This is a genomic window from Micromonospora sp. NPDC048907 (assembly GCF_055586885.1).
On sequence record NZ_JBVJHI010000001.1, the window covers coordinates 221,260 to 244,689 of the forward strand.

26 protein-coding genes are annotated in these 23,430 nt (G+C 75.5%); 7 read left to right on the forward strand and 19 right to left on the reverse strand.

The annotated features are described in order from the left end of the window. The first annotated feature begins 7 nt into the window (after nucleotides 1–7). Nucleotides 8–934: a phytoene/squalene synthase family protein gene (locus ACZ6PY_RS01145; protein WP_466068131.1), complete on the forward strand. Its 927-nt coding sequence runs from the start codon at nucleotides 8–10 to the stop codon at nucleotides 932–934. A gap of 64 nt (nucleotides 935–998) precedes the next feature. Here ACZ6PY_RS01145 and ACZ6PY_RS01150 read toward each other — a convergent pair whose 3' ends face one another. Further along, nucleotides 999–1,772, reverse strand: a complete 774-nt coding sequence (locus ACZ6PY_RS01150; protein WP_466068133.1) for a hypothetical protein — start codon at nucleotides 1,770–1,772, stop codon at nucleotides 999–1,001. Between the two features lie 72 nt (nucleotides 1,773–1,844). Next, nucleotides 1,845–2,945, reverse strand: a complete 1,101-nt coding sequence (locus tag ACZ6PY_RS01155; protein ID WP_466068135.1) for a serine hydrolase domain-containing protein — start codon at nucleotides 2,943–2,945, stop codon at nucleotides 1,845–1,847. Between the two features lie 92 nt (nucleotides 2,946–3,037). On the opposite strand from ACZ6PY_RS01155, the gene ACZ6PY_RS01160 reads away from it, so the two are divergent. Further along, nucleotides 3,038–4,522 carry a dihydrolipoyl dehydrogenase family protein gene (locus ACZ6PY_RS01160; RefSeq protein WP_466068136.1) on the forward strand — a complete coding sequence of 495 codons (1,485 nt, stop codon included), beginning with the start codon at nucleotides 3,038–3,040 and terminating at the stop codon, nucleotides 4,520–4,522. A 3-nt stretch (nucleotides 4,523–4,525) separates the two neighbouring features. Here the strand turns inward: ACZ6PY_RS01160 and ACZ6PY_RS01165 are convergent, their stop codons facing one another. The 3 genes from ACZ6PY_RS01165 to ACZ6PY_RS01175 all read right to left on the reverse strand — a co-directional run bounded on the left by ACZ6PY_RS01165 (nucleotide 4,526) and on the right by ACZ6PY_RS01175 (nucleotide 7,144). Further along, nucleotides 4,526–5,290 carry a crotonase/enoyl-CoA hydratase family protein gene (locus ACZ6PY_RS01165; RefSeq protein ID WP_466068138.1) on the reverse strand — a complete coding sequence of 255 codons (765 nt, stop codon included), beginning with the start codon at nucleotides 5,288–5,290 and terminating at the stop codon, nucleotides 4,526–4,528. A 44-nt stretch (nucleotides 5,291–5,334) separates the two neighbouring features. After that, the gene (locus tag ACZ6PY_RS01170) at nucleotides 5,335–6,240 is read right to left on the reverse strand and encodes an EamA family transporter (protein WP_466068140.1); all 906 of its coding nucleotides are present in this window, start codon (nucleotides 6,238–6,240) and stop codon (nucleotides 5,335–5,337) included. 64 nt (nucleotides 6,241–6,304) lie between these two features. Next, nucleotides 6,305–7,144 (reverse strand): SDR family oxidoreductase, encoded by an 840-nt coding sequence (locus tag ACZ6PY_RS01175; protein WP_466068142.1) that lies wholly within the window; start codon nucleotides 7,142–7,144, stop codon nucleotides 6,305–6,307. Nucleotides 7,145–7,237: 93 nt separating this feature from the next. On the opposite strand from ACZ6PY_RS01175, the gene soxR reads away from it, so the two are divergent. The 3 genes from soxR to ACZ6PY_RS01190 all read left to right on the forward strand — a co-directional run bounded on the left by soxR (nucleotide 7,238) and on the right by ACZ6PY_RS01190 (nucleotide 9,282). Continuing rightward, entirely contained in the window at nucleotides 7,238–7,606 is a 369-nt protein-coding gene (soxR, locus tag ACZ6PY_RS01180) for a redox-sensitive transcriptional activator SoxR (RefSeq protein WP_466068144.1), read from the forward strand. 131 nt (nucleotides 7,607–7,737) lie between these two features. After that, nucleotides 7,738–8,379 (forward strand): 5,6-dimethylbenzimidazole synthase, encoded by a 642-nt coding sequence (bluB, locus tag ACZ6PY_RS01185; protein WP_466068146.1) that lies wholly within the window; start codon nucleotides 7,738–7,740, stop codon nucleotides 8,377–8,379. Nucleotides 8,380–8,430: 51 nt separating this feature from the next. After that, entirely contained in the window at nucleotides 8,431–9,282 is an 852-nt protein-coding gene (locus ACZ6PY_RS01190) for a Rieske (2Fe-2S) protein (RefSeq protein ID WP_466068147.1), read from the forward strand. Between the two features lie 68 nt (nucleotides 9,283–9,350). Here ACZ6PY_RS01190 and ACZ6PY_RS01195 read toward each other — a convergent pair whose 3' ends face one another. From ACZ6PY_RS01195 to ACZ6PY_RS01250, 12 genes are read right to left on the reverse strand one after another with little or no spacing between them, the layout of a single operon-like run. Then, nucleotides 9,351–10,394, reverse strand: a complete 1,044-nt coding sequence (locus ACZ6PY_RS01195; RefSeq protein ID WP_466068149.1) for a LysM peptidoglycan-binding domain-containing protein — start codon at nucleotides 10,392–10,394, stop codon at nucleotides 9,351–9,353. A gap of 16 nt (nucleotides 10,395–10,410) precedes the next feature. Further along, nucleotides 10,411–10,842: a hypothetical protein gene (locus tag ACZ6PY_RS01200; RefSeq protein WP_466068151.1), complete on the reverse strand. Its 432-nt coding sequence runs from the start codon at nucleotides 10,840–10,842 to the stop codon at nucleotides 10,411–10,413. Further along, nucleotides 10,839–11,300, reverse strand: coding sequence for a TadE/TadG family type IV pilus assembly protein (locus ACZ6PY_RS01205; protein ID WP_466068152.1), 462 nt, complete (start codon nucleotides 11,298–11,300; stop codon nucleotides 10,839–10,841). The genes ACZ6PY_RS01200 and ACZ6PY_RS01205 overlap by 4 nt, the downstream gene beginning before the upstream one ends. 5 nt (nucleotides 11,301–11,305) lie before the next feature. Then, nucleotides 11,306–11,809, reverse strand: coding sequence for a TadE/TadG family type IV pilus assembly protein (locus ACZ6PY_RS01210; RefSeq protein ID WP_466068153.1), 504 nt, complete (start codon nucleotides 11,807–11,809; stop codon nucleotides 11,306–11,308). Continuing rightward, nucleotides 11,809–12,018, reverse strand: coding sequence for a hypothetical protein (locus ACZ6PY_RS01215; RefSeq protein ID WP_154229470.1), 210 nt, complete (start codon nucleotides 12,016–12,018; stop codon nucleotides 11,809–11,811). Before ACZ6PY_RS01215 ends, ACZ6PY_RS01210 begins: the two co-directional genes overlap by 1 nt. A gap of 24 nt (nucleotides 12,019–12,042) precedes the next feature. Beyond that, a complete protein-coding gene (locus ACZ6PY_RS01220) occupies nucleotides 12,043–12,903 on the reverse strand; it encodes a type II secretion system F family protein (protein ID WP_466069358.1) in 861 nt (286 codons plus the stop codon). A gap of 55 nt (nucleotides 12,904–12,958) precedes the next feature. Further along, nucleotides 12,959–13,858: a type II secretion system F family protein gene (locus ACZ6PY_RS01225; protein ID WP_466068156.1), complete on the reverse strand. Its 900-nt coding sequence runs from the start codon at nucleotides 13,856–13,858 to the stop codon at nucleotides 12,959–12,961. Between the two features lie 4 nt (nucleotides 13,859–13,862). Further along, nucleotides 13,863–15,392 carry a CpaF family protein gene (locus tag ACZ6PY_RS01230; RefSeq protein ID WP_466068158.1) on the reverse strand — a complete coding sequence of 510 codons (1,530 nt, stop codon included), beginning with the start codon at nucleotides 15,390–15,392 and terminating at the stop codon, nucleotides 13,863–13,865. Next, the gene (locus ACZ6PY_RS01235) at nucleotides 15,382–16,215 is read right to left on the reverse strand and encodes a P-loop NTPase family protein (protein ID WP_466068159.1); all 834 of its coding nucleotides are present in this window, start codon (nucleotides 16,213–16,215) and stop codon (nucleotides 15,382–15,384) included. The genes ACZ6PY_RS01230 and ACZ6PY_RS01235 overlap by 11 nt, the downstream gene beginning before the upstream one ends. Beyond that, nucleotides 16,215–16,877 (reverse strand): SAF domain-containing protein, encoded by a 663-nt coding sequence (locus ACZ6PY_RS01240; RefSeq protein WP_466068160.1) that lies wholly within the window; start codon nucleotides 16,875–16,877, stop codon nucleotides 16,215–16,217. The genes ACZ6PY_RS01235 and ACZ6PY_RS01240 overlap by 1 nt, the downstream gene beginning before the upstream one ends. Next, nucleotides 16,874–17,845 (reverse strand): hypothetical protein, encoded by a 972-nt coding sequence (locus tag ACZ6PY_RS01245; protein WP_466068162.1) that lies wholly within the window; start codon nucleotides 17,843–17,845, stop codon nucleotides 16,874–16,876. Before ACZ6PY_RS01245 ends, ACZ6PY_RS01240 begins: the two co-directional genes overlap by 4 nt. After that, nucleotides 17,839–18,405: a hypothetical protein gene (locus tag ACZ6PY_RS01250; RefSeq protein WP_466068164.1), complete on the reverse strand. Its 567-nt coding sequence runs from the start codon at nucleotides 18,403–18,405 to the stop codon at nucleotides 17,839–17,841. The genes ACZ6PY_RS01245 and ACZ6PY_RS01250 overlap by 7 nt, the downstream gene beginning before the upstream one ends. Before the next feature lie 590 nt (nucleotides 18,406–18,995). Here ACZ6PY_RS01250 and ACZ6PY_RS01255 point away from each other — a divergent pair. After that, nucleotides 18,996–19,769, forward strand: coding sequence for a prepilin peptidase (locus tag ACZ6PY_RS01255; protein ID WP_466068165.1), 774 nt, complete (start codon nucleotides 18,996–18,998; stop codon nucleotides 19,767–19,769). 21 nt (nucleotides 19,770–19,790) lie between these two features. Here the strand turns inward: ACZ6PY_RS01255 and ACZ6PY_RS01260 are convergent, their stop codons facing one another. After that, a complete protein-coding gene (locus tag ACZ6PY_RS01260; protein ID WP_466068167.1) occupies nucleotides 19,791–20,420 on the reverse strand; it encodes a phosphatase PAP2 family protein in 630 nt (209 codons plus the stop codon). Between the two features lie 137 nt (nucleotides 20,421–20,557). Between ACZ6PY_RS01260 and ACZ6PY_RS01265 the strand changes: the two genes are divergently transcribed. Further along, nucleotides 20,558–22,942, forward strand: coding sequence for a glycoside hydrolase family 65 protein (locus ACZ6PY_RS01265; protein WP_466068169.1), 2,385 nt, complete (start codon nucleotides 20,558–20,560; stop codon nucleotides 22,940–22,942). Here ACZ6PY_RS01265 and ACZ6PY_RS01270 read toward each other — a convergent pair. Next, nucleotides 22,915–23,397, reverse strand: a complete 483-nt coding sequence (locus tag ACZ6PY_RS01270) for a hypothetical protein (RefSeq protein WP_466068170.1) — start codon at nucleotides 23,395–23,397, stop codon at nucleotides 22,915–22,917. The two genes, ACZ6PY_RS01265 and ACZ6PY_RS01270, sit on opposite strands and share 28 nt — an antisense overlap. Between the last annotated feature and the right edge of the window lie 33 nt (nucleotides 23,398–23,430).

A 23,430-nucleotide genomic window follows, 5' to 3' on the forward strand; every position in this document is an offset into this window, starting at 1 on the left:
AGGGCCGGTGGACACGGATCTCACCGCTGCCTACGAACGCTGCCGCGAGCTGCACCGGCGTCACGGCCGTACCTACTATCTCGCCACCCGGCTGCTGCCCGCCTGGAAACGGCGGCATGTGCACGCCTTGTACGGCTTCACGCGCTACGCCGACGAGATCGTCGACCGCACCGAGGACCTTCCGCCGGCCGAGCGCGCGGCCCGGCTCGCGGAGTGGTCCGCCCGGTTCGTCGCCGGCCTGCACGGCGAGCCGGTCGACGACCCGCTGCTCCCCGCCGTGCTGCACACCATCGCCGTCTTCGACCTGGACCGCGACGACTTCGCGTCGTTCCTGCGCAGCATGACGATGGACCTCACGGTCCTGTCGTACCCGACCTACGACGACGTGCTCGACTACATGGAGGGGTCGGCGGCGGTCATCGGCACCATGATGCTGCCGATCCTGGGCAGCTCCGACCCGGCCGCCGCCCGGGAGCCGGCCCGCCAGCTCGGCTTCGCCTTCCAACTCACCAACTTCATCCGGGACGTCGCCGAGGACCTGGACCGGGGGCGCACCTACCTGCCCGACGAGGACCTGGCCGCGTTCGACGTCACCCGGGCGGACCTGCTCGCCGCCCGGGCCGCGGGCCGCAGCACCCCGCGACTGCGGGAGCTGATCGCGTACGAGGTGACCCGCGCCCAGGCCCACTACGAGGCCGCCGCGCCCGGCATCCCGCTGCTCGCCCCGGCCTCGCAGGCCTGCATGCGCACCGCGTACGCGCTCTACGGCGGCATCCTCGACGAGGTGGCCGCGCAGGACTTCGACGTGTTCGCCCGGCGGGCCCGCGTACCCCGGCGCCGGCGGATGGCGGTGGCCGCGCAGGCGCTGGTCACCCCGGCCGGCGCCCCGGTGCGGATCCCCGGCCCGGCGCTCCGGCCGGCCCTGGTGGCGTGAGCGGAGCCGTGGCGGCTGCCCGAGCGGGCGCGCGCCGCCGACCCGGTGTGGCTGCGGTGCCGGCTCACTCCCGCCAGACGGTCAGTTTGATCACGGCGCCGCCGTCGCCCGCCTGGTTGACCACCTGCAACCAGCCGGGGTGCCCGTCCGACGTGGTGAAGCAGAACTGCTGGCCGCTGCCGACGTAGTGGTGCGGCGCGCTCGTCCGGCGCGCCTCGCGGTAGGTCGCGCAGCGGGTCTCGGCGCCCTCCTCCGGGCCGGCGTAGGTGTCGTCGTACATGGCGCTGTGCCGGGCGCTGGAATAGAGGATGTAGCCCCAGTCCAGGTAGAGGTCGACCGTCGCGTCCTGGGTGTGCCGCCGCACGGCGCGGCCCTCGTCCACGTCCACCCCGGTCTTCTGGTCGAGCTGCACCACGTCGCTGAAGACCACGACCGCGGTCCGGCCGGCGACCGTGCCGCCGCCGTCCGGGGCGCCGGTCGCGCCGGCCGGCGTGGCGGCGGCGCTCGTGGCCGGCGCGGGAAGCGTCGTCGTCGTGCCGGCCGGTGTGGTGGTGGCGGCGGTCGGCGGGGCCTCCCGCCCGTCCTGGTGGAGCCCCCAGCCCGCGGCGCCGAGTACCAGCAGCGCCACCGCGGCGAGCCCGGCCGTCCGCCAGCGCCGCCGCCAGATCTGGTACGCCACCAGCGCGGCCAGCGCGACCAGGCCCAGCACGATCCACAGGGGATCGGAGCGGATGGCCTGCACCAGGGCGACCAGCCCGGCCACGGCGGAGACCACGTTGGCCGCCACCCCGGAGTGCTCCGTCAGCCGGGTGGCCGGCACGGGTGCTTCGTTCTCCACGAGGACCGGAGCGTAGCGGCGCCCCACGCAGCGTGACAGGCCCATGACGCGTGTCGGTCAGTCCGCTTCCCGTCAGAGGCAGGAGTGCAACGCCTCGACCAGATCCTCCACCCGGTCGTGGTCGGCCAGCCGCCCGGTCGCGTACGCGAAGGTGTAGCCGCGCTCCGGGTCGGCCCAGGCGCTGCTGCCCCCGATCCCGCCCATGCCCCAGCTGCCGTCCGGCTCCCACTGCATGCCCAAGGTCCAGGACGCCGGCCGGTCCAGCACCAGGTCCGGCCCGTCGTACTGCACCCGGGTCGCCTCGGCGACCAGCTCCGGGCTGAACCGGCGTACCCCGTCGAGGGTGCCGCCGGCGAGCAGGCCGGCGTAGAGGCGGGCCAGGGCGGACGCGGTGGCGTGCAGGTTCACCGCGGGGAACTCGGTGCCGCGCCAGAGCGGGTCGTTCACCACCGCCACGTCCAGGCCGCCGGCCGGGTTGCCCACCGCGCGGGCGCGCAGCGACCCCGGCTCGCCCCGCATCCGCACCGGCCAGTCCGGGTCGGCGTACGACACGTCGGCGCAGCGCCGCTGGTCCGCCGCGTCCAGGCCGAAGGCCAGGTCGAGGCGCCACGGCCCGGCGATCTCCTCGGCCAGGAACCGCCCCACCGGCCGCCCGTCCACCCGGCGGACCAGCTCACCGACCAGGTGCCCGTACGTCCAGGCGTGCTCGCCCGCGACGCTGCCCGGCGCCCACTCCGGGTCGGCGGCGGCCAGGTCGGCGCAGAGCAGCCCCCAGTCGGTGATCGCCGCGGCGGGCCGGGGCACCGGGAACGCGGGCAGCCCGGCGGTGTGGGCGAGCACCTGCCGGACGGTGGCCGGTGCGCGGAACCCCGGCCAGTACGCCGACACCGGCGCGTCGAGGTCGACGCGGCCCCGGTCGACGAGGAGCAGGAGGCAGAGCGCGACCACCGGCTTGCCCACCGAGTAGACGTTCACCAGGGTGTCCGGCCGCCACGGCGCCTCGGCCCCGACGGCCGGTACGGCCACGCCGGGCGGGACGGCGGCGCGGGTGCCGCCGACCAGGTCGAGCACCGGCGCGCCGTCGTACCAGACGGCCAGCGCCGCGCCGGTCTCCCGGCCGGCGGCGAACAGGTCGTGGAAGCAGTCCCGGACCGGGGCGAAGCGTGCGTGCATCCCGCCACCGTAGGCCGTGGTGATGATCACCGGCGCGGCCATTCCGGCCCGACGCGGTGGCCGGTGGCCCGTCGGTGCGGAATGCTGGCGGGGTGGCGGAGTCGGAACTGGTGGATGTGGTCGTGGTCGGGCTGGGCGTCGGCGGCGAGGAGGTGGCCGGGCGGCTCGCCGAGGCCGGCCTCACCGTGGTCGGGATCGAGCGCGACCTGGTCGGCGGCGAGTGCCCCTACTGGGGCTGCATCCCGAGCAAGATGATGATCCGGGCGGCCAACGCCCTCGCCGAGGCGCGCCGGGTCAATGAGCTGGCCGGCAGCGCCGAGGTGCGGCCCGACTGGGCGCCGGTGGCGAAGCGGATCCGCGAGGAGGCCACCGACACCTGGGACGACCGGGTGGCCGTGGACCGGTTCACCGGCAAGGGCGGCCGGTTCGTCCGGGGCAGCGGCCGGCTCGACGGCCCGAACCGGGTCCGCGTCGGCGACCAGGTGTTCGAGGCCCGGTACGGCGTCGTCCTCGGCACCGGCACCCGCCCCTCGGTGCCGCCGATCGACGGCCTGGCCGACACCCCGTACTGGACGAACCACCAGGCCATCGAGGTCGAGGAGCTGCCGGAGTCGCTGCTGGTGCTGGGCGGTGGCGCGATCGGGCTGGAGCTGGCCCAGGTCTTCGCCCGGTTCGGGGTCCGGGTGACCGTGGTCGAGGCGGCCGACCGGGTGCTCGCCGTCGAGGAGCCGGAGGCCTCCGAGATCGTCGCCGGGGCGCTGCGCGCCGACGGGGTGGAGATCCACACCGGGGTCAAGGCCGAGAGGGTCGCCCACGACGGCACGAGCTTCACCGTCCACGCCGGCGACCGTGCGTTCAGCGGCGAGAAACTGCTGGTGGTGACCGGCCGCCGGGCGCACCTGGAGGAGCTGGGCCTGGATTCGGTCGGCATCGACTGCACCCAGCGCTACCTGCCGGTGAACGAGCGGATGCACGCCGCCGACGGGATCTGGGCGGTCGGCGACCTCACCGGCGAGGGCGCCTTCACCCACATCGCCATGTACCAGGCGGGGATCGTCGTCGCCGACGTGCTCGACCGCATGCGGCGTACGAAGGGCGGGCCGGACGCCAGTGGCACGGCGAGCGTGGTGGGCGGCGCGGCCGGCGTGGTCAGCGCGGTCGGCGGGGCGATGACCACGGGCGGCTCGACCGTCGCGCCGGGCAGCGTGCCGGTCGCCGACTACCGCGCGCTGCCCCGGGTCACCTTCACCGATCCGGAGGTCGGCGCGGTCGGCCTCACCGAGCAGCAGGCCCGCGCCCGCGGCATCAACGTCCAGGTCGGCCGCACCGACCTCACCTCGTCCACCCGCGGGTGGATCCACAAGGCCGGCAACGCCGGCCTGATCAAGCTGGTCGCCGACGCCGACCAGGGCGTGCTGATCGGCGCCACCTCGGTCGGCCCGGCCGGCGGTGAGGTGCTGTCCGCGCTGGTCGTGGCCGTGCACGCGGCCGTTCCGGTCAGCCAGCTCCGGCACATGATCTACGCGTACCCGACCTTCCACCGCGCCATCGAGGACGCCCTGCGCAACCTGAGGTAGCCGTCAGTCCACCGGCGTGCCGTGCCGGCCGGCACCGGCGGTGAACCGGTTCGCGCCGTGCATCCCGTCGGTGACCAGGGACTCCATCCCGAAGGCGAGCTCGGTGGCCAGCGCCTCCGGCTCGGGCAGGCCGGCGCCCGACAGCACCGCGGCCCGGTCGTTCCGCAGGCAGGTCTGCGGGTGCGCGGCGATCTCGGCGGCCAGCCGCTCGGCCTCCGCCCGGGCCGCACCCGGCGCGACCAGCCGGTTCACCAGGCCCATCGCGTACGCCTCGTCGGCGGGCACCGGACGGCCGGTGAGGATCAGGTCCATGGCCCGGCTCTCGCCGATGAGCCGGGGCAGCCGCACCGTCCCGCCGTCGATCAGCGGCACGCCCCAGCGCCGGCAGAACACCCCGAGCGTGGCGTCCGACTCGGCGATCCGCAGGTCGCACCAGAGCGCAAGCTCCAGGCCGCCGGCCACCGCGTAGCCGGAGATCGCGGCGAGCACCGGCTTGGACAGCCGCATCCGGGTCGGGCCCATCGGGCCGTCGCCCTCGGGTTCGACCCGGTTGCCGCGCGGCGTCCCGATGGCCTTCAGGTCGGCGCCGGCGCAGAACGTGCCGCCCGCACCCCAGAGCACGGCGACCGACGCGTCCGGGTCCGCCTCGAAGGCGCGGAAGGCGTCGGCCAGGGCCCGGGCGGTCGGGCCGTCGACGGCGTTGCGGGCCTCCGGCCGGTCCAGGATCACCGTGGTCACCGGTCCGGCGTGCTCGACGCGTACCCCCATCGGGTCAGCATGCCCTCGACGGCGCCCGCCGCGCCAGCTCCCCGCTATTCCGCCCGGCGGCGGGCCAGGGTGGCGCCGAGGGCCGCGCCCACCACGCACGCCACGCCGGCCAGCTGCGGCCAGGCCAGCAGCTCACCGAGGAGCAGCGCGCCGACCAGCGCGGCCACCGCCGGCTCCAGGCTGAGCAGCACCGCGAAGACCCGCGCCGGCATCCGGCGCAGCGCGGCCAGCTCCGCCGAGTACGGCAGCACCGACGACAGCAGCGCCACCCCCAGCCCGAGCGCCACGATGCGCGGGTCGAGCAGCTCGGCGCCACCCGACGCCATCCCGAAGGGGAGTACGCAGACCGCGCCGACCGCCATCCCCAGGGCGAGCCCCCGGGTGCCCGGCAGATGGCCGCTCATCGCCTTGCCGAGCAGCACGTAACCGGCCCAGCCGACCGCGATGAGTCCGCAGAGCAGCACTCCGAGCGGGTCGACGCCGGTGCCGCCGAGCCCGGCCAGGAGCAGCACCCCGGTGCCGGCCAGCAGCGCCCAGAGCACGTCGACCACCCGGCGGCTGCCCAGCAGCGAGACGACGAGCGGGCCGGCGAAGCCGACGGTGACGGCCACCCCGAGCGGCACCCGCTGGAGCGCGGCGTAGAAGGCGAGGTTCATGACGGCCATGGCCATCCCGAACGCCACAACCACGCCGGCCGCCCGCCAGCCCGGCCAGCGGGTCGGGCGGGTGACCGCCAGCAGCACCAGCGCGCCGAGGCCGAGCCGGAGGGTGGTCGTACCCCCGGCGCTGGTGGCGACGAAGAGCTGCTTGGCCACCGCCGCGCCGACCTGCGTGGAGACCATGCCGAGCAGCATCAGCAGCGGCGGGGGCACGGCCTCGGGCCGGCCCAGCGCCGCGACGAGCCGGGCCGCCGGTACGCCCGAGGGGGTGCGGGAGGTGTGCGCGTACATCCGAAACACGATGAGCGGCGACGGCACCCACCGCCAGGCATTTTCGGACGTGCCGCAGGGCCGGTCAGGCGAAGTCGGCCGCGTGGTCGGCGGCCCAGTCGGCGAACGTCCGGGCGGGGCGGCCCAGCACCGCCGCCACGTCGCCGGTCACCGGCTCCGGAGTCTCCGCCATGGCGGCCCAGCCGGTCAGCGCCGCGTCCGCGAACGCGGCGCTGCCCATCGCCGCGACCAGCATCGGGCGTACCGCCTCGGCGGGCACGTCCTGCCATCGCACGTCGCGGCCGATCGCCGCGCCGATGATGCGCACCTGCTCGGCCTGGGTGACCGCCTCCGGTCCGGTGAGCACGTAGGTGCGCCGGTCGTGCCGGTCGGTGGTCAGCGCCTCGACCGCCACCGCCGCGATGTCGTCCTCGTGGACCATCGAGCGGGCCGCCGCGCCGTACGGCCAGCGCACCACTCCCTCGGCGCGGATCGCCTCGGCCCAGCCCAGCGTGTTGGTGGCGATTCCGGTGGGGCGCAGCATCGTCCAGGGCAGGCCGGCCGCGACGACGGCGCGTTCCACCACGGCCCAGAACGAGCCGGGGTCGGCCTCGGCGGTGGCGGCCGACACGTACACGACCCGGGGTGACCCGGCGCTCGCGAGCACGGCGGCGACGCGCGGAGCGAGCCGCGCCGTCGGTGCCGAATCGACGAACGGCCAGATCAGGAACACGGCCTCGACGTCGGCCAGGTGCGGGCGCAGCGTCTCCGGGTCGGCCAGGTCGGCGGCCACCACCTCCACACCGGCCGGCAGCCTCACCCGGCCCGGGTCGCGGGTGACGGCCCGTACGCCGTGGCCCGCGGCAGCCAGCCGCTCGACCACGCGCCGCCCGACGTTGCCGGTCGCACCGGTCACCAGGATCATCGTCTCCTCCAGGGAATTCTCGTGAACTCGATGGAGCCGACCGTAGAACCTCAACAATTGTTGAGGTCAATGCTCGGTGGGCATACTCGGGGCGTGAAGCAGGACACGTCCTTCGACTGGCACGAGCCCGGCCTGACGATCGGTCAGGTCGCGCGGCGCAGCGGGGTCTCCGCGTCGGCGATCCGGTTCTACGAGGCGCAGGGCCTGATCAGCAGCGACCGCACGGCCGGCAACCAGCGCCGCTACCACGGCGACGTGATGTGCCGCCTGGCGATGATCGAGGCGTGCCAGCGGGTCGGCCTCACCCTGGCCGAGGTGGGCCGGGCGCTCGCGGCGCTGCCACCGGGGCAGCCGCCGACCTCCCAGGACTGGGACGCGCTCGCCGAGCGGCTGCGCACCGAGGCCCAGTCCCGCATCGACCGGCTCAGCGAGGTGCTGCGCGAGCTCGCCCCACCCGCCTGACCTCGGCGCGGAGCCACGCTCACGGCGACGGCGCTGGCGTCGGTAGCATCGGCGGCGGCAATGATCATGCGAGGTGTCCCGCGTGCGCGGGGAGACCCGGGAAGCCGGCCGAGCGCAGCGGGAGCCTGCCTGTGGACCTGTACGACGCCATCCACCGCCGCCGCGACGTGCGCGCCGAGTTCACCGGTGAGCCGGTGCCGGACGAGGTCCTGGACCGGATCCTCAACGCCGCGCACGCCGCGCCGAGCGTCGGGAACTCGCAGCCCTGGGACTTCGTCCTGGTGCGCGACCCGGAGACCCGGCGCCGGTTCCACGCGCACGTCCAGGTCGAGCGGGACACCTTCGCCGTCACGCTGGACGGTGCCGCGGCCGACCGGTTCGCCCGCATCAAGATCGACGGTGTGCTGGAGTCGACGCTGTCGGTCGTGGTCACGTACGACCCGCGGCGGGGTGGACCGGCCGTGCTCGGCCGGCACGCCATCGCCGACGCCGGCCTCTACTCGGTCTGCCTGGCCATCCAGAACCTCTGGCTGGCCGCCACCGCCGAGGGGCTCGGCGTCGGCTGGGTCTCCTTCTACCGGGAGCCGTTCCTGGCCGACCTGCTCGGCATCCCGCCCGGCATCCGGCCGGTGGCGTGGCTCTGCGTGGGCCCGGTGAGCCACCTCCAGACCGTCCCCGACCTGGTCCGGCACGGCTGGCGTACGCCCCGGCCGCTCGCCGCCGCCGTGCACACCGACCGCTGGCGGGCGGACGAGTACCACCCGATGGGGTGATCCGTCGTCGCCGCCCGGTTTGGGACCTCTCCTGCCGGGAAGTCGGACCACGTGCGCGAACTATTGACGAAGATCGAGCAGAACACCCGACTCGACCGGGTGGGTGACCGGTTGCAGCGCGCCGTCCAAGGCACCCTGCGGCCGCAGCGGGTCCGGGACTTCCTGCACGGCGTCTGGCTGGGGCATCCGCTGCACCCGGCGATGGTGCAGGTGCCGGTCGGCGCCTGGATCTCGGCAGCCGTCGTGGACCTGATGCCCGGCCAGCGCCGTGCCGCGACCGCGCTGATCGGGGTCGGTACGGTCAGCGCGCTGCCCGCCGCGGTGGCCGGGCTCAACGACTGGGCCGCCCTCTCCCGCGACCAGCGCCGGATCGGCCTCGTGCACGCCGCCGCGAACAGCGTCGCGCTGTCGCTCTACGCCGGCTCGCTGGCGGCCCGGCTGAACGGGCGGCACAACATGGGCCGGGCGCTGGCCTACCTGGGGCTGTCGGCGGCGAGCGCCGGGGCGTACCTGGGTGGGCACCTCGCGTACAAGCAGGGCGCGCAGGTCAGCCAGAGCATCTCGGAGCTGCACCTGGTGAGCGAGGGCTGGCACGCGCTCGGCGACATGTCGAGCCTGCCGCAGCGGCAGCTCCTCACCCGGGAGATCGACAACGTCTCGGTGATCCTCTACCGGCACGGCGACGACGTCACCGTGATGCTGGAGCGCTGCCCGCACCAGAGCGGCCCGCTCGGCGAGGGCGAGGTGCAGGAGATCGACGGCCACGCCTGCGTGGTCTGCCCCTGGCACGGCAGCACCTTCCGCCTCAACGGGGGTGAGGTCGTGCACGGCCCGTCCGGCAACGACCAGGTGGTCCTCCCCACCCGCGTGGTCAACGGCCGCCTGGAGGCCCGCCTCCCCTGACCACCGGTGGAATCTTCGACGGCAGCGGCCCCACCCGGGGCCGCTGCCGTCCACGATGGACCCGCGGGTCAGTCCCTGCGGTGGCGGCCGCTCACGAGGGTTCGCACGCCGGAGACCGGCCGGCGCCGCAGGCCGAGGACCGCGCCGATCTGCGCGCCCACGATGGCCGCCACGGCCAGCACCGCCGAGATGGCGAGCGGGCGGTTGATCCCGTCCTCGGGGGTGGCCCGGGAGGCCCCCGCCGACATCGCCGGCTGCTGTCCGGCCGGCGCCTCCACCGTGGGCGTGGTGTCGCGGCCGGCCGGATGCGGGGAGGGCTTGCCCTTCGGCGTGGCCGACGAGCCCCCGCCGCCCGGCGTCGCCGCCGCGCCGGGCGCCGTCCGGGACGGGCCCGTCGAGGGGACCACGAGCCGTCCGGTCGCGTGCCGGCGGGCCCCCGCGTCCACCGAGCCCTCGGGCAGTCTGAGCAGCTGCCCCGGGCGGATCCGGTCCGGGTCGGCGAGCCGGTTCAGCCGGGCCACCTCGCGATAGCGGTCGAAGTCGTCCAGGTACCGCTCGGCCACCTCGCCCAGGTAGTCGCCCTTCGCCACCCGGTACACCGCCGGGTCGGTGGTCACCGAGGCAGCGCGGACGGGCGAATCGGCGAGCGCGGAGCCGGCCTGCGGCGTGACGACCGCCGGCGCGGCGGCGACCGGCTGCGGCGCGGCCAGGGCGGCGGCGCTCGCCGCGGCCGGGCTGGCCGCCAGGATCAGCGCCACCGAGCCGACCAGCGCGGCGGCGGCCCGCTGCTGGCGGCGCATCCCGGGCAACCGGGGCGCCGGCCGGCGCAGCGTCGCCGCGAAGAGTTCCACGAGTACGGAGAAGGCGAACGTGGCCCAGCCGAACCACCCCACCACGGCCAGCGCCCGCAGGAACAACTGCCCGTCGTCGCGGCTGGTCAACGCCGTGCCCACCTCGGCCAGGGTGGGCAGGTGGTCGGGGAGGGGGTTGCCGGCGAAGGCCAGCAGGGCGACCGGCCCACCGGCCAGCACCGCGCAGAGGACGACGAGGGCGCCGAACCCGGTGAGGACCTGGCCGGTCCGCCGGACGGCCGAGCGTTGCGAGGCACCCATGGCTGCCTTCCCTTCCCTAGGGGGCTCCGGTGAGCGCCCGCGCGGTCGCCTCACCGGTGACGGTGGCGGTGTTCGGGAAACCGAAGAGACCGAGCAGGTCCCGCCGGTAGGTGATGCGGACGCGTACCTGGATCTGCCGCTCGCCGGCGACCTCCGGGAAGCTGACGTCGTGGTCGCGGACCCCGCCGGCGGCACTCAGGTAGGCCGCGACGGCCTGCCGGGCGGCCACCTCGTCGATCTGCTTGGGGCCGCCCTCGATGGCGCTGGCCCGGTCGATCATCTGGCCGCCGCTGCGGGCCGCCTCGGCGGCCAGGTTGTCCGCCCGCTGCAACGAGCGGAGCTGCCCGGCGCCGTCGTACGCCAGGCTGATGATCACGAGTACGCCGATCATCGCCACGGCCAGGAAGAGGCTCACCCGGCCGCTCTCCGCCGCGCGCCGCCCGGTCATCCGCGGCTCCGGTAGGTGTCCAGGGGCGAGGTGAAGCTCGCAGAGACGGTCTTGCCGTCCAGCGCCAGGGGCAGCCCGGGTGCCCGCAGGTCGTCGAAGGAGACCGTGCAGGTCACGGTGACCGTGACCGTCGCCGGCACCCCCGGCGCGCCGCGGTACGCGGCCGCGAAGCTGGTTCTGGTGCCGCCCACCGAGCCCCGGAAGTCCAGTGCCGGTGGTGCCGTGCAGCGCAGCCCCGCCCAGTCGAGCTGGCGCCGCGCGGCGTCCGTGGCGTCGGATTCGCCGGTGCGCGCGTCCCGGGCGATCGAGGCGGCGCGGGCCGCGTCGTGCGCGGCCGACTCCACCGCCTCGTCGGCGACGGCCGTCCGGCCGGCCACCCCGGCCAGCACCATCAACCCGATGAAGGCGGGGGCGAGCACCGCCACCTCGATCGAGACGGCACCCCGGTCCCGCGCCACCGGCCTCACCCCGTCGTCCAGCGTTCGGCGGTGCCGTGCGCGGTCTGCCGGACCGGGAAGTCCACCCCCGGGATCACCGACAGGGAGCGTCCGCCGACCGTGCAGGTGACCTCGGTGGGTGTGCCCCCGGCGGCGACGACCTCGCAGGTGGGGCCCGGGTCCTGCCAGTCGACGAGCCAGTCGCCGGCGGCCCGCAGGAAGGTGGTGGCCCGGTCCCGGCCCGCGCCCGGCGGGGCCTCGAGCCCCCGCTGGGCGTTCACGCCGGTCTGCGCCGCGTTGAGGGCGGTGGAGCGGGCGACGAACCAGACGGCGAGCTGGATCGAGGCGAAGAGCAGCACCAGGATCGCCGGCATCACCACCGCCAGCTCGACCGGGTTGGCGCCCCGCTCGGACCCGCCCGCGGCGAGGCGTCCCCGCAGGACCGTGGTGATGCGCCCCGGGCCGCACCGGCCGGTGGGCCGGCCGGCGGGTGCCGGCCGGCTCCGGTCCGTACGGGCGGGGCGAGGCATCACGGGGCCTGCGGCGCCGTGTTGTTCGGGATGGCGTTCATCCAGTTGTTGGCCTTGGCCAGGGCGAGCGCGGTGACCGCCATGGCCACCGCGACCAGCCCGAAGATGATCACCGCGGTCGGCACCGGGCTGTCGCCCCGCTCGCCGTCCCGCCGCAGCTCCGCCAGGCGGCTGCTCACCGCGGCGTAGAGGTAGGTGTAGAGGTGCATGGGCTTCTCCTTCTCGGGGTGGGTTCACAGGCGGGCGAGGAACGGATAGACGGCGAAGCCGAGCAGGACGAAGACCAGCAGCGAGCCGGGGATGTCGAGCTTGCTGGTCACCCCCTCGGCCCGGGCCAGGTTGTCGGTCCGGATCTGGTCGCGCAGCGAGTCGGCGCGGCTGCGCAGGGTCTCGTGGACCTGGGCGCCCTCGCTGCCCGAGGAGCGCATGATGGCCCCCACGTCGCCCAGCTCCGGGATGCCGATCCGCTCGGCCAGCTCCTGGAGCTCGTCCCACGGGGAGTGCATCTGGAGCTGGGCGATCCGCAGCGCCTCCCGGATGCGCTCGAAGACCCAGCCGTCGCAGACCGCCGCCGCGCGCTCCAGCGACTGCACTGGCCCGTGCGCGGCGGAGAGCTGCAGGGCCACCAGGTCCAGGTAGGTGCAGACGGCCTGGCGGAACTCGTCCCGCGCGGCGTCCGCCTTGGCCAGCACCGCGCGGTGCGCGAGCAGGCCGGCGACCAGCGCCAGCCCCAGGCTCCCGAGCACCGGTACGGCAAGCGGCAGCGCCACCCCGCCCAGGAAGAGCACGGCCGAGGCGACCGCCGGGGTGGCGAACCCGACCAGCGCGGAGAGCACCACGGACAGGGCGTACTGCTCCGGGGTCCGGTCGAGCAGGGCGAGCTGCCGGTGCGGGGGCCGCAGCCAGCGGGAGACGCCGCCGAGCCAGTCCGGCCCGCGCCCGGCCACCGGGGCCTGGCCGGGCGGCTGGTGCAGCCGGCGCAGCGCCGGGCCGAGCGCCGGGGTCGCCGGCAGCGCCTCGCGGACCACCAGGAACAGGCCGAGCCCGACGGCCGCCCCGCCCAGCACCGCCACGGCCAGCTGCCAGTTGAGGATCACCGTGCACGCCTTCCGTTCGCGACTGCGGGGCTCGCAAGCTCACTCCTCGCGCTCACGCGATCGCCTCCTCCGGGTCGGGCGCCGGCAGGAAGCGCGCCGGGCGGGGCGGCTGGCTCATCGACCGCACCCAGACCAGCAGCCCCACGAAGGCCGCACCGAGCACCGCCATGACGAGCTGACCGAAGACCGTCCCGTACGGCCGGACGTAGTCGCTGTTGACCAGCCCGTACGCCAGCGTCGCCAGGGTCATCCCGGTGAGGAAGCGGACCGCGAACCGGGGCTGCGTCCGCTTGGCCTCGACCTCCCGCCGGGTGGCCACCTCGGCCGAGGCGGCGGTGGCGATCGAGCCGAGCACGTCGCCGAGGCGTTCACCCCGGTCGGTGAGGTGCAGGATCAGCGCCGCCACCACCTGGTCGCAGACCGGGTCGGCGATCTCGTCGGCGAAGGCGAGCAGGGCGGACCTCGCCAGCCAGCCGGCCTGGAGGCGGGCCGCCAGGGTGCGTACCTCCTCCTGGATCTCCTCCGGCGCGGTGGCGATGGTGCCGATGATGGCCTGCTGGAGGCCCTGCCCGGTGCCGGAGATGTCCTTGAGCCGCCGGGTCCACTCGCCGACCGCCTCGATCCGGGCGATGGCCCGCTGCTCGGCCCGGCCCACCGCGAACAGCCACGGCACCCCGGGCACCGCCAGCGCCACCAGGAGGCCGACCACCGGCAGCCCGGTGAGCAGGAAGGCCAGCGCGCCGACCACCACCGCCGCGCCGAGCAGCAACTGGTAGCGGTGCTGCTCCCGGCGGCTGGCCCCGGAGCCGGTCCAGAGCCGGCTCAGCCCGCGCCCGGCGCCCGGCGTCGACCCGGGCGGCCGGCGGGTGCCGACCAGCGCGACCACCGCGAGCACCAGCCCGGCCACGCACGCCGCCCCGGAGACCAGTGCGATCAGCTCGATCGTCGCCATGGGCTCACCGCCGCCCGAGCCGGGTGTGCCGGGGACGCCGCCAGGCGCCCGTGCCGGCCTCGATGAACCGGGTGAGCAGCCGGGCGTCGTAGCCGACCCGCAGCAGCTGGTCGCGGATCCGTTCGGGGAGGTGGCGGGGCACCGCCCGGCCGTCCGGCCCGGGGCCGAAGACGCTGGTGGTGGTGATCCGGTTGCCCTCGCCGACGCCGATGACCTCCTCGACGTGCGACACGAAGCGGTGCTTGCGGCCGCCGATGGCGGTCTCGTCCTCGACGGTGACGTAGACGATCAGGTCCAGCGCGTTGCCGGCCATCCGCCGGGCCTGGTCGACAGTCATCTCCCGGCCGTGGGCCAGCGCCAGCTCGATGATCCGCTCGCCCACCCCGGCCGGGGTGCGCGCGTGGATCGTGCACATCGACCCGCGGCTGGTCGTCATCGCCTGGAGCATCGGCACGATCTCCCGGGACCGCACCTCGCCGACGATGATCCGCAGCACGCCCATCCGCAGGGACACCGGGATCAGGTCGGCGATGCTGACCTCACCGGCCGGCCGGCCGTCCAGCCCGCGTTCGCCGTGCCCCTCCCGGGACTCGAAGCTCATCACCGCCCGGTGCTTGTGCCCCTGGCGGGCCGGCAGCAGCTCCCGGCTCTCCTCCAGCAGCACGTACGGCTCGTCCGCCGGGATCTCGTCCATGAGCGCCCGGATGACCGTGGTCTTCCCGGCCCCGGCGAGCCCGGCCACCATGATGTTCAGCCCGGCCCGCATGGCGGCGCGGAGGAAGTCGCGCAGCAGCGGGTCGATCATCTCGTCCAGGTCGGGCCGGCCGCCGGCGATGTCCTCCAGGCTCACCGCGAGGGTGTTGTGCTTGCGGATCACCGCGTACGGGCGGTGGCTGACCAGGAAGACCGCGGCGAGTCGGCTGCCGTCGGGCAGTTGCAGGTCGAGCGTCGGCTTCGAGGTGGACAGCGAGCGTTCGGTCGCCCCGGCCCGCCGGGCCGCCGCCTGGAGGATCTCCACCAGCTCGTCGTCGCTGTCGGCGATCGGCTCGGCCCAGTCGACGCCGCCGCCGTGCCGGGTGATGCGCACCTGGTCGCAGCCGAGGATGTGCACCTCCTCGATGGTGTCGTCGACCAGCAGCGTCTGGAGCCGGCCCAGGCCGACCAGCTCGGCGGTCACCTGGTCGAGCAGCAGCCGCTCCTCGTCGGCGGCCATCGGTGTGCCGGCCCGGCGCACCGAGTCCGCGTACGCGGAGACCACCGCGACGGCCAGCCGGGCCCGCTCGACCTCCTCGGCGTCCGCGTCGAACTCCCGGCCGCGCTGCCAGAGGGTGAGCCGCTCGCTGAGTTCCCGGCGCAGCTCGCGGACCACCGCGAAGTCGACCCGTGGGCGGGGCGGCGGGGTCGCCGGCGCGACCGGGGCGGCGGGCGGCGGGGGCACGTGGTGCCGCCCGTTCGGCGGGACCAGCGGCGGCACCGTCGACGTGGCGCCGGGCTGCGGCACCCGGGGGTCGTGCGAGACCGGCTCAAACCGCACCGGACACCCCCGGCGTGCTCGGCGCGGTCACCGCGCGCGGGGCCGGGACGCCCGGCCAGGCCAGCCGGGCCCGTCGCCGGTCCAGCAGCGCCCGCACCGGCACCTCCAACTGGCCGGCCGCGCGCAGGAGGGGCCGGTTGGCGCGTACGGTGCCGCCGTGCGCGAGCACCGCGGCGGACCGCGGGTCGTGCGGCAGCCGGGCGATCACCGGCAGCCGCAGCGCCTTGCTGATCTCGCTGCTGCCGTGCCCGTCGCCGACCACCAGCAGGCGCAGGGTGCCCGGGGGGACCCGGTGGTCGGCGAAATCCCGCTCGATCGCCTTGATCGTGGCCCGGGTGGCGGACAGGTCGGGCAGGTGCGCCCGGGTGACCAGCAGCACCACGGCCGCGGCCCGCAGCACCGGCCACGGTGGACCGCCGACCTGCAACCGGCCACAGTCGACAAGCACGTCGTACGGCGGGACACCCTTCTCCAGGCTGGTGAAGAAGTCGGCGAAGCGCTGCCAGAGCGGGGTGACGCTGCCGGCCTGGGCCGGGTCGACGACGCCGGGCAGCAGCAGCCGTTCCCGTTTCGGCGCGTCCAGGTCGACGAGCTGGGACCAGAATGCGCTCTCCAGGTTGCCGTCGCGCAGCTCCCCGACGGCCAGCTCGCCGAGGCCGCGCGGGCCGTCGAGCGCCCCGCCCAGGTAGCCGGCCAGGACCGAGCCGCCCGCCGGGTCGCACTCGGCCAGCACGAGCCGCCGGTGCCAGCTCAGCGCGGCGGCCAGCGCGGCCGTGGTGACGCCCGGCGAACCCTTCGCCGAGACCAGGGCGATGACCGCCATCAGGCCGCCCCGGTGAGCACGAGCGCGATCCGGTCGTCGGCGGCCAGCGCCACCACGGCCGGCACGTCCCGGACGGCCAGCGCCAGGTAGACCACCACGTCGTTGCTCTCCGGCGCGGCGGTGTCGATCACCGTGGCCTCGAACCGGGTGCCGCCGCCGCGCGTGCCGCCGCCGCTGCCGGCGCTGTTGTCCGGCGTGCTGACCAGGAGCACCCGGTCGCCGGGGTGCAGTTTGCGGGCGGGCACCTGGCTCGGCTCCAGCCCCAGCGCGATCTGCTGCTGCCCGGGGCCGAGCAGCGGCGCGTCGGTGAGCTGGGCCGGCGTCAGCAGCGTGCCCGGGGTGAGCCGGACGGCGGCCCGCAGGCCCAGCACCTCCCGGATCCGGTCGGCCCGCACCGGCTGGAGTTCCCGCCCGCCCGACACCCGCACCGACACCAGGTCGTCGCCGGTGAGCTGCCGGCCGACCTCGACCGGCCGGGCCACCGCCAGGTAGCTGCCGGTGGAGCGGACCGAGGTGACCGCGAACGCCGCACCCAGGCCGCCGAGGGCGATGAGCAGCACGGCCAGGCCGAGCAGGCCGGGCCGGATCCGCCGCTGCCGGACCACCTTGGGCGGCGCCACCGGCGCGTCCACCGGAGTGCCGTTCCGGGTCGCCACACTCACCGCGTCACCACCTGAAGTTCGTTGATCTGGACCGGAACAGTCCCGCTGACCCGGCTCTGGGCGATCTCGCCGCTCTCGCCGCCGCCGGACCACTCGACGGTCCAGAACGTCGTGGCACTGACCTGGTAGGTGCCGGCCTTCGCGTAGCCGAGGTCGTCGCCGCAGTCGGGGGAGGTCAGCCCGGCCCGCGGGCCGGCGGCGGTGTAGGGCGTGCCGGGTCCCGTGCAGGTGACCTCGGTGCCGTCGCCCATGTCCCAGACGATCCGGGTCACCCGGGCGGTGATCTCGACGGTCACCCCGCGGTCCGAGGCGGAGGCGTGCAGCGGCCCGAAGTAGGACGCCCCGTCGCTCGCCCACATCCAGACGGGCAGCCCCACCAGACCGGGACCCTTGCTGCGCCGGGGCGCCACCGCGACGCGGGGCGGCAACAGCGAGATGGACGCGAGCGCGCGGCGGGCCAGTTCCTCCGGGTCGGGCGGCGCGCCGTAGCCGGGTGGCGGCTCGTCGCGCAGCACCACGGTCTGCGCGCCCAGGTCGCCGCCGTTGCAGGTCTGCACGTACCACTGCTGGCCCTCGGGCGCTTCGGGCTGGGGCTCGGCCAGCTTGTAGTAGCAGCCGTCGCCGTTGTTGAACCAGCCGAGCACGTTGTCGTAGCAGGGGATGGCCCGGCCGTTCCACTGGCACTTCGCGGCGGCGCCGCCCCCGTCCCCGCCGCCACCGCCGGGGTTGCCGCCGCCGCCCGGCCCGCCCGGGGTGCCGGGCTCGTCGTCCCAGACGTTGCAGTCGTTCTGCCCGGGAGGGCACTCGCCGCCGGGTTCGCCGGCCCGGGCCGGCGCGCCGGTGAACAGCAGGGCGGGCGCGCCGGTCAGCGCGAGCAGCAGCGCCAGGCCGGCGGTGAGCAGCAGCCGCCGGGGCGTCCCGGCCCGGGTCGGACGGGCCGGGACACCCCTTCCTCCCCAGGTCAACACGGCTGGTCCTGGTGTCCGGCGCCGGCGCTGATCAGCCAGCGGCCGTCGGGGTAGCGGGTGGCGGTGGCGGTCGCCAGGTAGCGCCCGCCGCGCGTGCCGGGGACGACCCGGCGGTCCTTGGCGTAGACGAGGCGGTAGCCGGTGGCGTCCAGGCAGTCCTGGATCTCCACGGTGGGCGGTTCGGCCGCCAGGTCGACCGACACCACGGTGGGGTCGGACACGAGTTTCCCGGTACGCATCGCGCCGTGCTCCTTCGCGTCACGAATTGCGACCCGCACCCGAGTAAGCAGCGGATCCGCTACGAATCGGGCGAGTGCGGGATGCCCGGGATCGCTGCGTGCGCTCGCCGCCCGGGACGCGTCGAGATAGCCGGAATAGGCGGTGAGGGCGGCCTTTCCGGCCGCCTCCTCCTCAGCGGTGGAATGCGCCGCGGGTGCCGCCGCGCCCGCGGTCAGCGGGCGCGCCGCCGCCTCGGGCTCGCCGCCGCAACCGGCGGTCGCGGCCAGCAGAGCAAGGCTGAGCAGGCAGATTTCCCATCGGCGGGATTGCCGTGTGCGCAACGCCGGGCCCTCCTCGGTGGCGGCCCGGAGTGGTCGCGTCAACGCACTCCGGGCATGCGGAAGCGCGCCCGGATGTGTGCGACCGGGCCGCAACTGCTGCCGCTGCATTTACCTGTACTGATCTTTAACGAATTCGAATCCCTATGTCTCCGGTCGGCCTCCGACGCCAATTGCTCGGGGGTTGCGTCGTACCCAAGGGGCGAGCATAGGCTGACGTCCGCCGATGCAACAGAGGCAATTCATTCGAACACCGTGAGTGATGACAGGTGGTGGCGGCCGGTGGGTGTCCGGACGACGACGAACGGCCCGCGGGCGGGTCGGCCGGTGGCAGGAGTGCGGGCACCCGCACGCGACAACCGGTGTCCCGGGCGCGGGTCACCGGGCGGTGGAATGGGGGGCAAGCGTCCCTCTGGTCCGATCCGTCCCGCCGGCCTCCGGAGCGCCCGCCGGCCGCCGCTCGTCGCCCGCCCCGACCCGCCCGCCCCTGCGCGCGACGCCGTTTTCCGCGCCATCCGTGACACGGCGAGCGGGCCGGATTCACTCTGCGTGCTCCAGAGTGGAAGCCGGCGTGACCGATCGGGGGAGCCGGCGTGACCGCCGAACGGGTCCGTGGGTCCGCACCGGCGGCCCTCGACCGCCGTCCGGCCGCCCGGCTGCTGGCCACCCTGGCGGTCGTGCCGCTGCTGCGGCTGGCGGTCGCGCGGTACGCCGTACCCCTCGGAGTGCCCGACCGGACGGGGTGTGACCGGTGCGGCGCACCCATCGGCCTGGACCGGCCGCTGCCGGCGCTCGGCCCGGTGGCCCGCTGCGGATCCTGCCGGGCGCGGGTCGGCGCGGCACCGCTCGTGGTGGAGGTGGCCCTGGTCGCGGCGGTGGCGGCCGTCGCGCTCACCGGCGGGCCGGCCGGCACGCGGGCGGCGGTCGCCTGGTGGCTCGCCTGGGCGGTGCCGATGGCCCTGGTCGACGCGGCGGCGCACCGGCTCCCGGACCGGCTCACCTGGCCGGCGGCGGCCGGGGTGTGGGCGCTGCTCGGGGTGGCGGCGCTGGCCGGGCCCGGCCCGGCGCCCTGGCTGCGGGCCACCGCGGCCGGGCTCGCCCTCGGCGCGGGATTCGCGGCGACCACCCTGCTGCTCGGCCAACGCGGGTTCGGCTTCGGCGACGCCAAGCTGGCGCTCGGCGCCGGGACGCTGCTCGGCTGGTACGGCTGGCCGGTCCTGGTGGCGGGCCTGGTGCTCGCGGTCACGCTCTCCGCGGTGGCCGGTCTCGCACTGCTGGCGGCCCGCCGGGTCCGCTGGTCCAGTCACCTGCCCTTCGGCCCGTTCCTCATCCTCGGCACCGCCGCCATCCTCGTCCTGACGACGTGAGCCCCGGCGGCGGCGAGCGGGTCAGCGGCGGGCGGGTCGGACGGCCGGCCGGGCCGCGGCCCGGCGGACCCGCCGGCGCAGGACGTCGGCCACCGGGCGGGCCAGCACCGGGGTGAGCACGGTGCCGACCAGCGCGCCGAGCAGCAGGCCGGCGGCCACGTCGTGCGGGTAGTGCACGCCCACGAAGGTGCGGGAGAACGCGGCCAGCACGGCGAGCGGGACGGCGACCAGGCCGATCCGGCGGTGCAGCAGCAGCGCGGTGGCGGCCAGCGCGCCCGCGATGGTGGCGTGGTTGCTCGGGAACGACCAGTCGCCGGCCGGCGGGCAGTGCCCGGCCACGATGACCAGGCCGGCCGGGCTGCGGCAGGGCCGGTCCTCGGCGATGAGGGTCTTCAACCCCTCGCTGGAGGCGTACGCGCAGACCACCGCGACCGGGGCGGCCAGGGCCAGCGCCCGGCCCCGGAGGTCGCCGCCGACCAGCCGGGTCAGCGCGGCCAGCACCAGCAGGATCCCGAGCAGGACGATCGCCCCCTCGGTGAAGTGCAGCGCGAACCAGTGCACCGGTTCCGGTGTGCCGTCGGCGAACTCGACGATGTCGTGGTACCAGTCGGTACTGACATCCGGGACGTCTGTCACCAGGGCGTCGGTCATGAATCACCTCACCAACTGTTCATACTCCGTTCACCTTGAGGGTGGTGGGGGAATGACTGTCGGGGCACCGAAGTCTCAGGCGCCTCTCAGCCGGGTCTGATTCGGTGGCCGCCGACGTACCGACCTCGGGAGGACCCGTGCCGCACAGCCCTCAGGGCGACGAGAGTTGGCGGATCCGCCGCACCGGGGCGGACCTGCACCGGCTCGGCGAGACCGAGTCGATCTTCGCGCTGGGCAACGGCTGGGTGGGCTGGCGCGGCACCCTCGACGAGGGCGAGCCGTACGAGATGCCGGGCACCTACCTCAACGGGTTCCACGAGCAGCGCGAGGTGCGCTACCCGGAGCGCGGGTACGCCTTTCCCGAGCACAGCGACACCGTGATCAGCGCGCCGAACGCCGCGGTGGTCCGGCTCTGGGTCGGCGGCGAGCCGCTGGACCTGCGCACCGGGACCCTCCGGCGGCACGAGCGGGTCCTCGACCTGCGCGCCGGGGTGCTCCGCCGGGAGACCGAGTGGATCTCACCGGGCGGGCGGGGCGTGCGGGTACGCAGCACCCGGCTCGTCTCGCTGCCCCGCCGGCCGGTCGCCGCGGTCGACTGGTCGGTCGAGCCGCTGGACGGCCCGGTCGAGGTGCGGGTCTGCGCCGACCTGCTCGCCAACGAGCGGGTGCCGGAGCGCGCCGACGACCCGCGCGCCGCCTCGGTGATCCACGACCCGCTCATCGCCGAGACCGGCCGGCACGACGGCACCGACGGCGTCCTGGTGCACCGGACCGGGCGCAGCGCCCAGCGGGTCGCCGTCGCGGTCGCCCACCGGGTCGACGCGCCGGGCACCGCCGCCACCGACACCGAGCTGACCCCCGACCGGTTCCGGCTGGCGGTCACCGGCCCGCTGCACCCCGGCGAGCGGATCCGGGTCACGAAGTTCGCCGCGTACGAGTGCGCGCACGTCGACGGCACCCCGGCCGGCGAGCTGGCCGACCTGGTCGTCGCGGAGGCGGACGTCGCCCGGGCCGAGGGCTTCCCGGCCCTGCTCGACGCGCAGCGGGCCACCCTCGACGCCGCCTGGGCCACCGCCGACGTCGAGCTGGACGGCGACCCGGACCTCCAGCAGGCCGTCCGGTTCGCGGTGTTCCACCTGCTCCAGTCCGGCCGGTCCGACGGCGACCGGACCATCCCCGCCAAGGGGCTGACCGGCAACGGCTACGACGGCCACGTGCTCTGGGACACCGAGGGCTACGTGCTGCCGGTGCTGACGTACCTGGCACCGGGGCTGGCCCGGTCGGCGCTGCGCTGGCGGCACGCCCACCTGCCCGAGGCCCGGGACCGCGCCGCCGAGCTGCGTCTGGTCGGCGCCACCTTCCCGTGGCGGACCCTCGGCGGCCGGGAGTGCTCCGGCTACTGGCCGGCCGGCACGGCCGGGCTGCACGTCAACGCCGACATCGCCGACGCGGTGCTGCGCTACGTGGCGGCCACCGGCGACACCGGGTTCCTCGGCGAGTGCGGCGTCGAGCTGCTGGTGGAGACCGCGCGGCTCTGGCACCGGTACGGCAACTGGTCCGACACCGGCGTGTTCCACCTGACCGGGCTCACCGGCCCCGACGAGTACTCCGCGCTGGTCGACGACAACCTCTTCACCAACCTGATGGCCCGGCGCAACCTGCGCGGCGCGGCCGACGCCGCCGAGCGCTTCCCGCAGGCGGCCGCCCGGCTCGGCGTCGACCCGGCCGAGGTCGCCGGCTGGCGGGCCGCCGCCGACGCGGTGCACGTGCCCTACGACGGCAAGCGCGGCGTGCACCAGCAGTCGGCCGGCTTCACCGAGCAGCCCGAGTGGGACTTCGCGAACACCCGGGCGGACGACTACCCGCTGCTGCTGCACTTCCCCTACCTGGAGCTGTACCGCCGGCAGGTAATCAAGCAGGCCGACCTCGTGCTGGCCATGCTGCGCTGCCCCGGCGAGTTCACCGCCGAGGAGAAGGCCCGGAACTTCGCCTACTACGAGGCCCGGACCGTCCGGGACTCGTCGCTGTCGGCGTCCGTGCAGGCGATCCTCGCCGCCGAGGTCGGCCACCTGGACCTGGCGTACGACCTGTTCGCCGAGACGGCGTTGCAGGACCTGGAGGACCTCGGCGACAAAACGGCCGACGGCCTGCACCTGGCCTCGCTGGCCGGCGCCTGGCTGGTTGTGGCGCAGGGCTTCGGCGGCCTGCGCGACGACCGGGGCGTGCTCTCCTTCGACCCGCGGCTGCCCCGCCGGATCACCCGGCTCGCCTTCCACCTGCGCTGGCACGGGCACCGGCTGCGGGTCACGCTGACCCCGGACACGGCCCGCTACGAGCTGCCCGACACCGGCCCGGCCGACGCGGTCGAGCTGTGGCACCACGGCGAACGGCTCCGGGTGACCGGTGCGGCGCCGGTCACCCGGCCCATGCCGCCGGTGCCGGACCCGGGGCCTGAGCCGCCGTCACCACCCGGCCGCCGGCCGGCCCGGCGCGCTCAGGCGGAGGCGGGCGGCGCCGGCTGACTCGGCACGCCCGACATCCGCCCGACGATCTCCTCCAGTTCCTCGAAGGCGTACGCCCAGTTGTGGCACTTGAAGCTGCGCAGCCCCTCGATCGGCGTGCGGCAGTCGGCGCAGTGCACGCCGGGGATGGCGTCCGGCACCTCGGTGTTGACGTACTTGCGCTCGCCCAGGATCACCCGCGCGATCATCCCCCGGTCGTGCACCCCGTGCAGGGCGGAGGAGACGATGTCGTACCAGTTCACCCGGCGACCGCACTTCGGACAGTCCGGCTCGTCGCCGCTCACCCACAGCGGTGCGCCGATGCTCCGCGCCGGCATGTTCAGCAGCTTCTCCAACCGGCGCACGTCCGACTCCGGCGTGGTCCAGCGGTGCCGGCCCGGCAGCGAGGCGGGCGAGTCGTAGACGGCGCGGAACACCACCGGGTCGACCTCCACGGTCTCCCGTCCACCGGTCATCGGTACCTCCTCGGCTCGGCTGGTCCCACCGTC

Excerpts from the sequence above, each read along its gene's own strand:
- ACZ6PY_RS01195 (WP_466068149.1), bottom strand. The coding sequence starts at position 10,394 with ATGGGTGCCTCGCAACGCTCGGCCGTCCGGCGGACCGGCCAGGTCCTC.
- ACZ6PY_RS01170 (WP_466068140.1), bottom strand. The coding sequence starts at position 6,240 with ATGTACGCGCACACCTCCCGCACCCCCTCGGGCGTACCGGCGGCCCGG.
- ACZ6PY_RS01210 (WP_466068153.1), bottom strand. The coding sequence starts at position 11,809 with ATGCCTCGCCCCGCCCGTACGGACCGGAGCCGGCCGGCACCCGCCGGC.
- ACZ6PY_RS01155 (WP_466068135.1), bottom strand. The coding sequence starts at position 2,945 with ATGCACGCACGCTTCGCCCCGGTCCGGGACTGCTTCCACGACCTGTTC.
- ACZ6PY_RS01215 (WP_154229470.1), bottom strand. The coding sequence starts at position 12,018 with ATGCACCTCTACACCTACCTCTACGCCGCGGTGAGCAGCCGCCTGGCG.
- ACZ6PY_RS01200 (WP_466068151.1), bottom strand. The coding sequence starts at position 10,842 with ATGACCGGGCGGCGCGCGGCGGAGAGCGGCCGGGTGAGCCTCTTCCTG.
- ACZ6PY_RS01165 (WP_466068138.1), bottom strand. The coding sequence starts at position 5,290 with ATGGGGGTACGCGTCGAGCACGCCGGACCGGTGACCACGGTGATCCTG.
- ACZ6PY_RS01270 (WP_466068170.1), bottom strand. The coding sequence starts at position 23,397 with ATGACCGGTGGACGGGAGACCGTGGAGGTCGACCCGGTGGTGTTCCGC.
- ACZ6PY_RS01260 (WP_466068167.1), bottom strand. The coding sequence starts at position 20,420 with ATGACCGACGCCCTGGTGACAGACGTCCCGGATGTCAGTACCGACTGG.
- ACZ6PY_RS01225 (WP_466068156.1), bottom strand. The coding sequence starts at position 13,858 with ATGGCGACGATCGAGCTGATCGCACTGGTCTCCGGGGCGGCGTGCGTG.
- ACZ6PY_RS01175 (WP_466068142.1), bottom strand. The coding sequence starts at position 7,144 with ATGATCCTGGTGACCGGTGCGACCGGCAACGTCGGGCGGCGCGTGGTC.
- ACZ6PY_RS01235 (WP_466068159.1), bottom strand. The coding sequence starts at position 16,215 with ATGGCGGTCATCGCCCTGGTCTCGGCGAAGGGTTCGCCGGGCGTCACC.